At 37.7% G+C, this 15,761-nt stretch carries 12 protein-coding genes; all 12 read right to left on the bottom strand.

Annotated elements, in window-relative coordinates:
* Positions 1-59 precede the first annotated feature (59 nt).
* Positions 60-596: a GNAT family N-acetyltransferase gene (locus BGC7_RS16950; RefSeq protein ID WP_050702796.1), complete on the bottom strand. Its 537-nt coding sequence runs from the start codon at positions 594-596 to the stop codon at positions 60-62.
* A gap of 25 nt (positions 597-621) precedes the next feature.
* Entirely contained in the window at positions 622-1,056 is a 435-nt protein-coding gene (locus BGC7_RS16945; RefSeq protein ID WP_050702795.1) for an acyl-CoA thioesterase, read from the bottom strand.
* A gap of 1 nt (position 1,057) precedes the next feature.
* Positions 1,058-1,351 (bottom strand): DciA family protein, encoded by a 294-nt coding sequence (locus BGC7_RS16940; protein WP_050702794.1) that lies wholly within the window; start codon positions 1,349-1,351, stop codon positions 1,058-1,060.
* Complete coding sequence (locus BGC7_RS16935; RefSeq protein WP_050702793.1) at positions 1,348-2,454, bottom strand: DNA replication/repair protein RecF; 1,107 nt, start codon at positions 2,452-2,454, stop codon at positions 1,348-1,350. The genes BGC7_RS16940 and BGC7_RS16935 overlap by 4 nt, the downstream gene beginning before the upstream one ends.
* An 83-nt stretch (positions 2,455-2,537) precedes the next feature.
* Positions 2,538-3,884 carry a sensor histidine kinase gene (locus BGC7_RS16930; RefSeq protein WP_050702792.1) on the bottom strand — a complete coding sequence of 449 codons (1,347 nt, stop codon included), beginning with the start codon at positions 3,882-3,884 and terminating at the stop codon, positions 2,538-2,540.
* A 104-nt stretch (positions 3,885-3,988) separates the two neighbouring features.
* A complete protein-coding gene (locus BGC7_RS16925; RefSeq protein ID WP_050702791.1) occupies positions 3,989-4,672 on the bottom strand; it encodes a response regulator transcription factor in 684 nt (227 codons plus the stop codon).
* A 59-nt stretch (positions 4,673-4,731) separates the two neighbouring features.
* Positions 4,732-7,827, bottom strand: coding sequence for an efflux RND transporter permease subunit (locus BGC7_RS16920; RefSeq protein ID WP_050702790.1), 3,096 nt, complete (start codon positions 7,825-7,827; stop codon positions 4,732-4,734).
* Between the two features lie 3 nt (positions 7,828-7,830).
* A complete protein-coding gene (locus BGC7_RS16915; protein WP_050702789.1) occupies positions 7,831-8,913 on the bottom strand; it encodes an efflux RND transporter periplasmic adaptor subunit in 1,083 nt (360 codons plus the stop codon).
* A gap of 4 nt (positions 8,914-8,917) precedes the next feature.
* Complete coding sequence (locus BGC7_RS16910) at positions 8,918-10,213, bottom strand: TolC family protein (protein WP_242034439.1); 1,296 nt, start codon at positions 10,211-10,213, stop codon at positions 8,918-8,920.
* 197 nt (positions 10,214-10,410) lie between these two features.
* Positions 10,411-12,195: a sugar-binding protein gene (locus tag BGC7_RS16905; protein ID WP_050702787.1), complete on the bottom strand. Its 1,785-nt coding sequence runs from the start codon at positions 12,193-12,195 to the stop codon at positions 10,411-10,413.
* A 245-nt stretch (positions 12,196-12,440) separates the two neighbouring features.
* Positions 12,441-13,580 (bottom strand): Ig-like domain-containing protein, encoded by a 1,140-nt coding sequence (locus BGC7_RS16900; RefSeq protein ID WP_050702786.1) that lies wholly within the window; start codon positions 13,578-13,580, stop codon positions 12,441-12,443.
* A 338-nt stretch (positions 13,581-13,918) separates the two neighbouring features.
* A complete protein-coding gene (locus tag BGC7_RS16895) occupies positions 13,919-15,757 on the bottom strand; it encodes a RagB/SusD family nutrient uptake outer membrane protein (protein WP_050702785.1) in 1,839 nt (612 codons plus the stop codon).
* Positions 15,758-15,761 lie beyond the last annotated feature (4 nt).

The following is a 15,761-nucleotide window of genomic DNA, read 5'->3' as shown; positions in this document are numbered from 1 at the left end:
AAAGATAGAGATAAAAAAACAGATGTGACTTATAAGACTAAAAATTATACGGCTTAATCTCAATCGGCATTCATTACCACCTGTACCAGATCGGAGTAAAATCGATTATACATATTCTCACTCAATACCTCACTTAAACTAAGAACCAGCAATTCGTGGGAATCATAGCCCTGCCTGTATGCAGGATGGTGATGGTGATAAGGGTTTACTTTGTATCCTAGCTTCTTGTAGAAACAAAGCCTTCTTTTAGATACCTCATCGACCAATGGATCAATTTCGAGCAAGAGTATTTTACGATTATTTTGTGCGAACTTACTAAGAGTAAAACTTCCTATATTCTGTCCCCTCAGCTCAGAGTTCACGGCTAAATGCTCTATGTAGATATAGTCATCGAACTCCCAATAGGATATAAAAGAGGCTAGTTTATCGCCCTTTACCAATGCTACAAGGCAATAGCTATTATTTTTGAAAGCAGCCGATTGTTGTTCCTGACTTCGCTGCTCAAAAACAGGAAATGAGGACTTATATACAGAAAGAAACTGTTTATAATATTTGTCCTCTTCGCCTTTTATTCTACAGAAAGAGTAGCCTTCCATATATTAATAAAAACAATGTAGAATCTTAGAAATCTAAACCTTCGTATTCCGATATAACTACCCTCCATGAATCGGGTATAGGCATAGAAGACTGTGTATGAGCATTGAATGTTACAAAAACAGATTCGCAACGACACTTTATTTCTCCTGTCTTTATATTGCGTATCTGCTGTAAAAAAACACCACTCTTTTCGCCCAGTTTTATCACTTTTGTGTCTACGGCTATATTCTCCTTGTAATAAACAGGAGAAAGAAAATCGGTTTCGAGATGAGCCAATACAATAAGTCCATCAGTCCAACTAACGGCAGAAGGCTTTATTTTTTCAAAGTAGCTGGTTTTCCCCAAATCGAAATAACTAAAATATAGATTATTATTGATATGCCCCAAAGCATCTACATCACTAAATCGTATCTGAATAGGCAATGAAGCCCTAAAGGTCTCTGATTTTACTTCTTTCATTTTATCTGAATACAATATCGTTTACAACATGCATACCCGCATGTTCGTTCAATTTAGAAATAAGTCTGTCTTTAGCCATTTGCAATTCTGCCCGCAGAGCAGCCGAACTAAGAGAGACATATAATATATTATTTCGTAAATAAATATTTGTAGTATAAGAGCTGATCATAGAGCCCAACAATGTTTGCCAACCGGTAACAGCTCTGCTTTCAGCAATCTTTCTCCTAAAAAAAGGGTTTTCTTCGAAATATTGCCTCAAAGCCTCCCCCAGACTTTCCGTATTTCGCTTTCTCATAAATCGGGATTCTTTAAAACAACTTCACCCTGTTCAACTTCGTACAGAAGATAATTGCTGTTGGTATGCGACAGTATTTCATCCAGATGTTCACGATTGGTATCTGTGACAAATATCTGACCAAAATCTTTATCTAACACAAGTTTAATTATCTGTTCTACACGAGACGAATCCAATTTATCGAAAATATCGTCAAGTAACAAAATAGGTGTAGTGTCTGTAGCTTTGCGCAAAAAGTCGAATTGTGCGAGCTTTAGAGCAACTACATAGGTCTTATTTTGCCCTTGTGATCCGACACGCTTTATCGAATAACCATCCATACACATATCAAGATCGTCTTTATGGATTCCCACACTGGTATAACCTATTATACGATCACGTTCTTTTCTTTGTTTCAGCAACGCAAGAAAATCTCCTTTTTCGAAGTGCGAATCGTATGTGAGTTCTACCTTCTCATTCGACAGGCAAATGAAATCATAGAATTTTTGAAAAGTAGGAATAAATTTATCTATAAAGTCTTTTCTTTTTCTGTATATCACAGAACCTTCTTCTGCCAATTGCTGATCCCAAAGATCGAACAGGGTATCATCCGAAAAACCGTCTTGTTTCAAAAGTGCATTTCTTTGCTGTAAGGCTTTGTTGTAACGAATCAGAGCATGAAGGTATTCTTTATCGAACTGAGACAGGAATATATCCATAAACCGACGACGCTCGTCACTTCCTCCGCTTATAAGGCTTGTGTCTGATGGCGATACCATTATCAGGGGTAATACCCCGATATGGTCAGACAAGCGCTCATATTCCTTTTTGTTTTTCTTAAACTGCTTTTTCTGTTTTCGCCTAAAACTACAGAAAAATTCTTCCTGTTTATTATCGAACTGATACCAGCCCTGAATAACAGAAAACTCTGCTTGATGATTGATATTCTGAGAATCGACCGGATTATTATGGCTTTTGCAGAACGACAAATAAAAAATAGCATCCAAAAGATTGGTCTTTCCCATACCATTACTACCCAAGAAACAATTGATCTTAGGAGACAGGCTCAATTCGGCTTGTTCTATATTTTTATAATTCAGTATGGATAATCGCTCTAAAATCATGCTAGTATTATTGAAGATACAAAATTACATTTTTTTATGCAGTCATGGCTGTTTAATAATACTTATTTATCTGATGATACTTTTCATCCGAAGATCAAAGACACTTTTGTTCCCATATCGATCTTCGATTCTATACGATAGTTTATCTTATTTTTTTCTAAAATCCGTAAAGCTATAGATAAACCGATGCCATTACCTTGCATCTGTCCGGAATTGTCGGCACGAAAAAAAGGCTTACTTATGTTTTCCATCTGGTCGTTTGGTATACCAATTCCTCTATCGGTTATCGATAAACCTAACTTACCCGACTCTTTATAAATTTTTATATCCACAGTTTTTCCAAGAGAGTATTTAACGGCATTCTCAATCAAGTTAAACAAAGCCATCAGTAACTGTGTGCGATCTGTAGTCACCGACATAAGTTGCTCATCTTCGGGCAATATATCTACATCCACCAAGACCTTGGAGTTAGAGTAACGTACAGTTATTTTATTTATAATTTCCCAAATCAGATCGTCGAGCCTCATTTGCGAAACGGTATCTGTATCTTTTCGCAGATCGGAAATAATAATTAAGGTATTCAGTATTTCTTCCAGTTGATATATCTGCTGAATCAGCCTCTCTGATAGATCTTTATATTCTTCGGGGCTTCTGTCCTTTATAGAAAAAACTTCCAGATTTCCCAATATAGAAGCCAACGGAGTTTTAAATTCGTGAGAAACATAACTTACAAAATTCTTTTGGATGACAAATGTTTCTGAAATTTTGCCCAGAAGTTCATTGAAAGTAGCCGTAAGGTCTCGAAGTTCATCTTTGGTCGCAGGTAAGTCTATCTGTACATCAAGATTATTTGTCGATATATTCTTCACCTGCTCTATCACATTACTAAAGGGACGATAAGCTATATGCGATACCCATCGACTAAAAATAATAATAGCAAATAATCCGATAAAAAAGGAAGCAGTAAGAATACCTAGCAACAAATTGATCTGCTCTTCGAGCACACTTTTTTTCTCTTTTGCCACAACGACAAAATCACCCTGATTGTCCCGATAGAAAATACCATAACAAAAATATTCATTGACTGAAAATGAAAGATTTTCCTGCTTCCTTATTTTTTCCAGAATTTCGGGAGCAATCTCATCTCCCAGTGCACCATATGCAATGGTATTGTCTTCTGCATAAATCTGATAGCCGGAATCGGGGACAAGCTCTTTAAATTGTTTTTTTACTTTTTCAAATTCAGAAATATTCAGTTCATCTTCTTCGAGATAGAAAAAAGCGGAAATATAGGCAGTTTTTTCAAGTCCTTTATAAACAGACTTCTCAGTATTATTATAATACAAGCCATATATAAGCAAAGATATAATAGCAAAGATGACTCCAAAAACAAGAGAACAAAACAAACTTAAACGAGTCTGAACTTTCATACATAAACACTTTTTATAAAGAAATAGGAAGTATTTAGAAACATCTCTGATAAAGGAAATGACTTACCGTTTTTATACTTAACAAAACAGCAAAATATTATATCTCAGTCGTGAGTGCGGATCAGATAGCCCCGTCCTTTTACGGTATCTATAAGTTTCGCAGTCCCTTCTACATCTATTTTGTTACGAAGATAAGATATATATACATCTACCACATTGGTATTGGTATCATAATTTATACCCCAGACAGTGTCTAATATCTGAGTACGAGCCAAAACCCTGTTCTTATTTTCCATAAGAAGTTTGAGGAGCTTAAATTCCTGTAAAGTGAGTTTTATTTCTCTACCTCCTCTCTCCACTTTATGTTTATCTATATAAAGGACAAGATCTTCACATTTAAGAATATCGGAAGTATCGTCATATCTTAGTTTCGCCCTACGTGTCAAAGCATTGATACGGGCAATAAGTTCTTTGAAATGAAAAGGCTTAGACAGATAGTCATCTGCACCATAATCCAACGCTTTTACTTTATCGTCAGGCTCTCCTAATGCACTTATCACCAGAATAGGTGTATATATTTTCTTGAAACGGGCGTATTGTAACAATTCTATTCCGTCAATGTCGGGTAACATTATATCCAGCAAAATCAAGTCCCATTCTTTTTGTGCAATCCTGCTACGGGCATCGACGCCATTGTCGGAAAGAACGACAGAGTAGCCGTTCTCCTCCAACCCTTTGACTATAAATTCACTGATACGGGCATTGTCCTCTACCAATAGTAATTCCATAACGCATAAGTTTTAGAATTATAAAAGTAATCATTTTAGTTTCAAGTTAGTCGAAGCATCTATTCTTTTAGCCGTTTATCTCTTCTGTATGCAAAATAGAACACCTGAGGTAAAACGGTAAATGACAATATCATACATATAAGTATTCCCCCTACTATCATTATGGCCAAAGGTCTTTGTATCTCCGATCCCATCCCGGTAGACAGTGCCGCAGGAAACAGCCCCATCGACCCCATAAGAGCTATCATCAGTACCGGGCGAATACGGCTCGTGACAGCATCATTTATAGCAAGACGTAAGTTTCGGGTGTTTTGCATACGCTCCTTCATCAATACAATCAAGAGAATACTGTCTATTGCCGTTATTCCGAATAAAATAATGAACCCGATACCAGCAGAAATACCAAACACAGTACCTGTTGCCCACAATGAAATAAAGCCACCAATGAAAGCATATGGCATAGCACTAGCCGCAATAAGGGTATCTTTCACAGTTCCAAAATTGAGATACAAAAGGAACATTATGAGCAAGACGACTACCGGAATAATAATCATCAGGCGGGCTGTAGCACGTTGCTGACTTTCGAACTCTCCAGCCCACACCATTTTATTTTCTGTCTTCAACTCTACTCTTTCACTTACTCGTTTCTGAGCCTCAGCAATAGCGGAGCCCAAATCTCTGTCGCGGATGCTAAACCCTACCCCGACATAGCGACTACTACCTTCACGGTAAATAAAAGTGGGGCCGGTAATAAATGTTATATCGGCAATTTCTTTCAAAGGAACGTATTTACCATCCATTGTAGGGATTAGTATATTGCCAATTTTGTCTTCGTTATCCCTATATTCTTTCTGAAAACGCAGCTGAACATCGAAGGTACGTTCACCTTCATAAAACTTAGTTGCAGCCTTTCCTCCTATCGCCATCTCTACCACAGCCTGAGCATCTGCCATCGACACTGCATAGTTGGCCATCCTCGATTCTTCGAGTTTTATCTGTAGTTCGGGCAATCCAATGCTTCTGAATACATTCACATCTTCTATACCCTGTACATCTTTTATTGCCGCTGCTGTCTGATCGGCAAGAGTTTCCAGTTGGTGAAGGTCGTTCCCAAAAAGTTTTATAACAAGAGAACTTTTCACTCCGGCAACATATTCTTCTACATTATCCTGAATAGGTTGACTAAAGGCAAGAATTACTCCCGGATATATATCCAGCGAATCATTTATTTCTTTTATCAAATCGTCTTTTTTCAACTTTCGCGTCCATTCCTTTTCAGGTTTTAGCTGAGCATGAAACTCTATATTAAAGAATCCTGTGGCATCGGTACCGTCATTAGGGCGCCCTGTCTGCGACAGTATAAATTGGATTTCATCAAACTCACGTAGCTTTTGTTTCATCTGCTTTGTAATCTTCACCGACTCATCCAGATTGATACTATTTGGCAATGTTGCCCGAATATAGATTGCACCCTCATTCATACTTGGGATAAATTCTGTACCCCAAAAACAAAAGCGTACAACACAGATCAGCAAGAGCAGACAAAAAGCAAGAATTGTTCCTTTTCTGTATCGTGAACTAAACGAGAATATCTTATACAATCTTGTAGTAAAGAATCTACTGATAAAGTTAGTTTTCTCTTTGACCGGCTTTGTCAACAGCATCTTACACATTACAGGCACATAGGTAAGAGACAATATCAATGAGCCCAACAAAGCATATCCGAGTGTAAAAGCCAGAGGCGAAAACATTTTACCTTCTACTTTCTGAAAAGAAAAAATAGGAAAAAGCGCTACCACAAGGATAATCTGGGCAAAGAAAATATGAGAAGCCACACTACCCGCACTTTTCTTTATAAGCCCGCTTTTTGCGACCTGATTAAAACGAATACCGAGTTGCCCCGATCGCCGTTCCATAGCCACAAAAATAATTTCGACTATAACCAAAGTTCCTTCGAGCAGCAACCCAAAGTCCAAAGCTCCCATTGATATCAGATTAGCAGGCAACCCCTGAATCCGTAACATTATAATAGCAAACAAAAACGATAGTGGAATCACAGTGGCTACAATAAGAGTAGTACGCCAGTTGAAAAGAAAAATGAAAACGACAATGGAAACTAAAATAATTCCTTCCAGCAAATTCTTAATAACCGTATGCACTGTGGAGTCCACTAAGGTTGTGCGATCAAGGAATGGCTCTATTTTTACATCTTGAGGCAGTATTCGCTCATTGAGTTCTGTTATCTTCTCTTTGAGATGCCCTATTACTTCTCCGGGATTTTGCCCCCGAAGCATAATCACTATTCCCTGTACAATATCATCTTCATCATCGAGCCCAACCTGTCCCAGACGAGGCTTTGAAGAAACACTGACTGAGGCTACCTGCTTTACTCTTATCGGGGTTCCTCCTTTTACTTCTATAAGTATATTTTCAATATCCTCTACACTTTCCAACAACCCTATACCTCTGACAACGTATGCCTGACTTCCTTTTTGAATAATATCGCCTCCTACATTGATATTACTCTTTGATACAGCTTCATAGACTTCTAATGGAGACAGACTAAAATTGTTGAGTTCTGCCGGATTCACTTTTATCTCAAATATTTTTTCTTCGCCTCCAAAGCTGGCTATACTAGCAACTCCCGGAACAGAAAGCAGTTCTCTCTCGACAACCCATTCATTTATAGCAGCTACCTCTCTGATGGGTAAGTCACTCCTCAAAACATAACGATAAATCTCACCTGTAGCTCCCGAAGGCGGCTCGATAGAAGGATCTGCACCTTCTGGCAAATCAAGATCCTGCATCCTGTTTGAAGAATATTGCTGAGCAAAAAAATCATCTACTCCATCTTCGAAAATAACTGTAACAACAGAAAGCCCAAACAGCGAAGTAGACCGTACGTCTGTCTTTCGGGGAATGGTGTTCATTTCTCTCATAATAGGGAGAGTAACAAACTTCTCTACTTCCTCAGCACTTCGCCCCGACCATTGAGTTATTATTCGTACACGGGTATTAGTTACATCGGGATAGGCTTCGATAGGCGTATTGATGTAACAGGCAATACCCGCCACGAAAAGTAATATAGTAAGAAAAAGAACAAGTACATGATTGCGTAGTGCAAACGCTATTATTTTTTCTACAAACTTATGCATAGTTTAGTCCTCCTTAAGCCCTGAGAAAATTAACAACTGATTTTTCACCACTACATTATCCCCCTCTGCCAGACCCGAAGCTATGTATGTAACCTTCTTATTGTGTCCTACAAGGGCAACTTCTTTTACTTTAAATTGACTATCCTCGTTTTCTACTACAACAAAGTAACGATCGTCGTCGAAAATCAGAGCATCGGTAGGTATAGAGATAAATCTATTATGAACTTCATTTTTCAATTTTATGACCACAGACATCTCCGGCTTCAGTTTCAAGTCTTTATTAGATAGTACAATGCGAGCTTTTAGTACTTTTTCTTCCGGATCAAACACCTGAGACAACGTATTGACTTTACCTACAAACTCTTCGCCCGGATAGGAGAGAGAACTTATGGAGACATCCATTCCTTCTCTTACAAATAACAGGTTACTTGCATACACATTGGCTGTCACCCAAACTGTATTCAGATCGGCAACAGTAAATAGCGGCTCGCTATCTGTAGACACCGTGCTACCTGACGACACATTCTTATTTACAATATACCCACTCATAGGTGATTTTATAGAAAATCTGCCGTTACCTCTATTTGTTCCGTGCACACTTATATCGCTCTGAACTTTATCATATACAGCCTTTGCTTGATTCAGTTTCGCCTGTGATTCGAGCAAATCTTTTTCAGACAACAGGTTGTCTTCATACATTGACTGAGTTGTCAGGAGTTCACGCTGTGCGATTTTCACATCCGATTCTGCTGAAACAGCTTCCGCCTGAAGAGTACTAAGATCGGAACTCCTGAGATCAAGCAACACCTGCCCTTTTTGTACTTTATCACCCAAAGAGAAATATGTACGATCGGCAACACCGTTTACAAGTGATACATAATTGATTACTTTGTCGGGATCATATTCGACTTTCCCGGTAAGAACCAATTCCTCGTTATGGTTACTAATCTCAGCTTTCACCGTTTTTACGTTTTTCAGAAAAGCCTCATTTATATTATTTTTCTCAGAGACAGAAGCCTTATTATCACTGCCCGAACAGGACACCAGCAGGCCAATACAAGCCATATATAACAATTTGTTTATCATAATTCTATTTTATTTCTGTTCCTATTGTATATTGTAACTCTTCAAACAGAGTATAAATCTTTTTTTTAGCTGTAAGCATCGTTTGCTTATTTGTTTTGTATGCATCGAGAAAGTCAATGTATTCGAGCATACTTACATTTCTGCTTAATAAGTTTTTATAATACATTCCTAATATATTATCTAATTCGGGCAACAGGCTATCACCATTGAGTTTCTCATAAAATTTATAAGCAAAGGCATAATTACGATACGCAGCAGCCACCTCATGCTCAATAACATTTTGTTGTTGTTGAACTAAATATTGGCTTTGGTCGCGGCTGATTTTGGCAGCCTTAACATTTCCTTGATTCCGGTTAAAGAAAGGAAGATCCATGCTTACACCAAAACCTATAAAATTACCCCACACACCACCATGACGATCATAACTGGCACTAAATGTTAGGTCGGGAATTCGCAAAGACTTTTCATAAGCTAAAGACTTTTCATGAAATTGTGTTTGTAGTTTATAGGCTTTCATATCAGGACGTGATCTATTTGCGATTTCAAGCAAATGCACAAAAGATAAATCTTCGGGATTTTTAGTAGACAAAGGGCTTTCGTCTATCTCTATACGAATAAGAGGATCTGCATTTAATAGGACTTTTAAGGTTCTTTGTTCATCATTCAGATCGGTATAAGTATCGTTTATTTCACTTTCTAATTCCAGAAACGAAGATTGGAGTCTGAGCAATTCACTCTTTGCAACATTACCTTGTTCTACCGATTTTTTATACGAATTTATAACCTGTTCCATAGAAGAACTTTGGTTCTTCAAAATATTAAGATAAGATTGTAGATATTGTATTTCGAAAATAGATTTTCTCAATTCTGTTTTTAAACTTCGAAGGACATCTTCAAATTCCTGAGTAGCAATTTCTTTAGATACTTTCTCTCTATTAATTAGTTTACCCCTCTTGTTTGCGGTTTGCACCAGTTGACTGAGTTCGATACTAAACTCAGTATTTCTTGCAAAAGAACCAAACAACGGAGGTATGACCTCTTTTTCTCCTTCGCGCTGAGACCGTGTACTCCATAAATTTACATCTCCTATCGATAAAGAGGGATTGTCCCACAACCGGGCTTGCAGAATAGCAGCATCGGCGATATCAATATTGAACCGAGAAGCAATCAGTTCTAAATTGTTCTTCAGAAATAAAGCCTCTATCTGCTCCGCATTTAATCTGAGTACTTGTTCTTCCTGAGCTCTTGTATCTAAATAACTTAATAATATTAACAGCAAAAACACATATTTTTTCATCATATCAGGATCAAAATATTTTGCTGCAAATATATTTTCTAAAGATTAAAAGCCTCTTTGAGCAAGATTAGATGAAGATTAGAGAAAGATTAGAAATACATTAGAAAGCTACTCCTTAAGCTAAAAGAAAAAGCCGGAGGCTCAAAAAAATGAGATCGTCCGGCCTATCAGTTCAGATACAGAATTAACACATCGTAGTTTTACAATCCATTAATTGGTATCCAATTCACTGTACTTGCCACAGAAGTATCGCTGACAGCATCTTCACCTCCCTGGCTATCGAATATGGAAAAGTTGACAAGAATTTCTCCCGACTTAACGTTAAGTTTCGAACGGGGGATAGCTATTTCGACAATATACCCATAGTCTTCATCATAGCTATTAAAAACAGTACCTTGAAATGCAGCACCTACAGAGAGATTAAGATTAGCTCCTGTCCAGCTTCCACTATAGACATCAGAGCTTCTTAGTCCATCATGTGATACTCTTATCCGGCAAGCTTCATTAGTCAGTTTACCGTTTTCAGTAACAGGGCTTATATATATGGTTGCATAGTCGTCTTTTGATATCGATTTATCAAGGACTTCGACAAGAAAATATACATTGTCATTATCAAACGTACATCTAAGAGTCCCTTGTGCCTGCGATTTGTCTCCGACAAAAAGTGCATGGTCAGTATTATTCCATTCAGAGTTGTCGCCATCTACCTTAATGTTCCGGCGTGCAGCCGTTATACGATGATTGAGTATAAATGGTGCCAACATAATTATCCCATCGGCAGTATTAGGCATTGCTCCCAAAAGCTGATGTTCATCTATACGTTCCAACGTTCCCCAAAAGCCTTTCCCCGGGAAAGGAGCATAAGACTTATCTGCGAAATTACGTGATTTTGCATCTCCCATCTTCATATAATAAGTAGATGATTTATTGTACGAAACAACTGTTTCACCGGAAGGAAATTGTACTAAATATGGAGCACTACCTTCGAAAGCCGAATCATGACGATCTATCGGCCCTTCTTCATTTACCTTAAGATACTCCCATTCTCCATCTTCGCCCGAATAAGCAAACGATATATTGTAAGAACCAATATTAGCTTCCAAAGCCGCAGCCAATTCGTTACTGCCATTGAGTTTTATAACAGATGGCATTTGATTATTAAAATATGTATTTCCGTTTTTCACATGTTTTGTACGTATCACATAGAAAGGAACACTTCCAAAGCCGGGAGTCCACGTTTTACCATTATCTTTGGAAACTATCATTGCTGTTCCCGTATCGGTACCTTCAATATTGGTACGGCTACTATCTGTAAAATAGCAGTGTATTTCACCCGAAGGTAATTGCAGCAAGTATGGCTCCCAGTTCACTCCCTGATATATAGAAATCGGCGTACTCCATCTGGCGCCATTATCGGTGCTACGGCTCATTACCAGTCCGGCATCAAGAGGCAAATCTTTATATCCTTCATTAGCCCGATATGAAGCTACGACCAGAATATCTCCATTAGAAAGCACTAACCCATCGCTATTAGAAAAACGACGTTCGTTAGCATTGCCTTTACTATCGGTAATACTATAGTTAGAAAATATCTTGCCCTTAGCACTCCACAGCTTAAGATCTTGGCTATATGCATAGTAGCAGCTAGCTCCAATCTGATTATTGTGGAAGAACATTATATAATTACCATTAGCCATTTTTTTAATCCGTGGATAATGAGGTTTATCCACCCCCAAAGCACTTTTACCCAGACTAATATAGCTTCTATAATTCATCTTTAATGACGAACGGGATGTAACATCGGCATGCGAATTGAGTGTCGTTGTACCCTGATTGAGTTTGTCGATAGGTGTAATTTTGAGAGTTGGCTGTTCGGGATTTCCATTATCACCACCTCCGGCACCGTCTTCATCTTTGTCTCCGCAAGCCATAAGACTACAACATATTATAGTCAACAGAGCTGTTGTCCTGAAAAAACTCTTCATAAAATTCTATTTTTTATACGGTTATTCATACGTGTATTTAAAGTTATTTCTGCAGTGTTTTATTACCCCTCTCCTCTTACAATCAAAATACTATCAGCAACAGATCGACAATCTATGTTACAAATTACTAGAATTATCTTCTCTCATAATAACTCGTGATGCATCTTACTTTATTTTACAATAAAACCAAACAATCGACTTTCATGCACCACGAGCTATAATTAAGTAATCAACCCACCGACTTACTATTTTTTCAAGCCAATATAGATTTCCGCGAACTGAACTGAACCTCTGGTACCTGCCGAATTGAAGCAAGCATCTTTTGAACAGAAGAATTTCAGGTATCTATACTTCGTCTTAGGAATAGATAGATTAGGAGTTTCCATAACCTCAGCCTTGGCGGCATCAGGTATAACAACATTAGTAGCAATAGGCGTAAAGTTGATACCATCATCACTACCCGATATCTCCTCGATCATATAATATCTAAGAAGGACATCTGTTCCATTTCTATGGTAAATTCTAAAATAATTGACATCACGAGACTCTTTCATGTCTACAATGAAGTAAATATTACCTCCCTGAGCAGCAGGTGGAACGGTTATAGTAGTGTGTGTCTTACCCGGTTTTACAAGCCCCATCCATGTAGCTAAATCGCCATCTAAAGGGCTGGTAAGAGAATTAGGAGATTCATTGAAAAGTGGATTTTGAGAAGCTGTTAATGTCCATCCCTCTCGAGGATAATCGCCTTCAAATTCTTTTACTGTTATATTAAACTCTCCTTTAATAGTCGGCACATCGTTGGAAGAAACGGTTACTTTCGTTGTTCCTATTTTAAGAGCTTTAATGATTCCTTTTTCATCGACCTGTACAGTCGCAGGATCAGCTGAAGTATAAGACAGGCTTTTGTCTACTGCATTATCAGGTAATACAGTCACTTCAATAGAAAGATCTCTCTTAACTCCGGCCATTATTTCAATATCAGGAGCTGCAATCTGGATTTCAGTTACTTCTATAACTGCTTTTTCTGTAACAGTTAAAGTAAATTCATCCGACTTTCCATCCACAGTTACTGTAATAGTTGTAGTACCTACCGAATTAGTTTTTACTAAGCCTCTGGCATCAACTATTGCAACTTCTGAATCTGACGAGGAAAATGTCTGCATCTTATCAGTTGCATTTTCCGGGAAAACAGTTAATCGGTCTGCAACTTTCAACAACTCGTAGCCAATCTCTATCTCCACCCCCATTTTAAGGTCTTCGTTCCATTCTACTCTCTCTACTTTAACATTATCATATTTAGGTATATTATCATCGCATCCCGTAAACAATGTTCCAATAAATAAGGATACTATAAAGAGGAATATTAGTCTATTTTTTTTCATAATATTATAATCAAATTTTATGGAATTAAAACTATTGATGTAAATCAGTAATTCGAGTAATACAATATTATTTTGCCAGAGAATATCTCATTAGCAGTATGTAGTCGGTAGATAAAGACCCAGAACAAGCCTTACATCTTGCTCACGTGCTTACTTGTAAAATCTTATAGAATAACAAGAAAGCTCTAGTCTTCACATTTTACCCCTGTTCAAAAAACTTTGTCTTTTTCCATCTACCAACTACAAACAAACTAATGAATTAAAAAAACAGTATAAATAAGTATTTTATTACCGATTTGCATCATTTAGTAAATCAAGTCTAATTTAAATCGCCTTATTTACCATCCGGGATTCTGAACCAGAAGTTTACTTTTTTGTATTGCCATATATGGTATAGGATCAAAATAATTTTTCCTTCTAAAGCTACGAGTCTGAATCTTAGTTCTTGTATGAAAAGTTGTTTTATTTCCATCCATATTCATACCGGTAAAGTCTCCTCCCTGCCCTCCTTGTCCGGGACTATTCTCTGCAATCATCCATCTTCTTACATCAAAATAGCGCTGTCCTTCTGTAGCCAGCTCAATTCGTCTTTCTCTGCGAATGGCTTCTCTTTGCATTTGTTGATTGCCTTTTATTGCAGGATTAAGATCTTCCAGTTTAGCCAACCCCGCACGTTCTCGTATACGGTTCACATATTCCAATACATTTGCGTCTGATGGATCTACTTCGTTCAAAGCTTCCGCATATAACAGATAGAGATCTGCCAAACGGAAAATAATAGAAGGTCTGAATTTAGTTTTTACTCCCGGAGAATTCATATGTACAGTCCTGTTTACTCTCTTATACAACAAGTAACCTGTTTTAGGAGATCCTTCTACCCGATTGTCGGCATTACCTCCTTTATAAAACTGAACCTCATTATTACTTACATGCCACTTCTTGCCCGAAAAAGTCACTGTGCTATAAAATCTTGGCTCACGATCAACGTACATTTTAGAGACTTCTAAACCATTATAAGCAGCAAAACCTGTCTCACTATACAGAGTCGATTTAGGGAGAAAGGAAGTACTTTTTATAGGCAAACCATCCTTCATATAAAAATCGTCGACAAGTTCTTGCACAAGAGCGATATCGCCTAATCCTTTGCTCTCACTACGTGGTGTAGTAAAAGTATCGTAATTATTTCCATCTGCACCTCCCCACGAGGTTACAGAACTTGCCCAGATCATTTCTTTATTATAAATCTGGAAAACCTCATAAATAGACAAATCGGGATCAATTGTTCCATCTTTCTTCAGAGCCTTATAAAGCTCATACCTATTACCTTCTTCTGCATAATCGATAAAAGCCTTGCAAGCATCAAGTGCTTTTTGCTTCTTACTATCATCTTTAGCCGGAAATAAATGTTTGCCATCTTTATTTTGCAATTGTAAGGCTTCTGTATATTCTCCATTGTAAAGAGGACTAGCAGCATACATCCACAGTTTTGCAAGAACAGCTAAAGCGACTCCCTTTGTAGGTACTGCTCTGAAATCTTCATTATCGTGATATGGTTCTTGCTCCATTCCTTGCATAGCTTCTCTTAATTCGCTATCGATGAAATTAATCACTTCATCCAAAGAGCCACGAGGAATATCCAAATCGTCCTCTAGTGTGAGAGATCTGGTAACGATAGGTATAGGGCCATTTAATTCCATCAGGTAGAAATGATATAATGCTCTCATAAAACGCACATTAGCCTTGTAACGATCTACTTCGGCCTGAGTTAATACAGCTGCATTAGCTCCACCCTCTTTTTCTATAGCTTTAGCCTTTTCTAAGAATATATTTGCTTGTCTTATGCTCTCATATAGCTCAACCCATCTTTCCGAATTGTTATTAGAGGCATTCCAGTCGTTATATCTCCCTGTATTATTAGCCCATCTGTTATAAACCTCATCCGTATAGGCACTCCATATACCTCCCATACCATTTGGATGACAAAAACGAGAATAATCAGGTCGCTTGTTAAAAACATTCGCATACCATCTCTTGGTATAGTCTACATTTTCAAAGACCTGATTGATATCAGTGAGTCCTCCTGCCTGTTCGTCTGATACGTCTAAATAGTCCGAACAGGAATTTAAAGAACCGAAAAGCAAGCCTATTATCAATATTTTTATAAATTTGATTTTCATACTA

Source organism: Dysgonomonas sp. BGC7 (genome assembly GCF_001261735.1).
GTDB lineage: Bacteria > Bacteroidota > Bacteroidia > Bacteroidales > Dysgonomonadaceae > Dysgonomonas.
The sequence above is the reverse complement of the archived record's forward strand: the minus strand, read 5'-3'. Positions and strand labels throughout refer to the sequence as shown.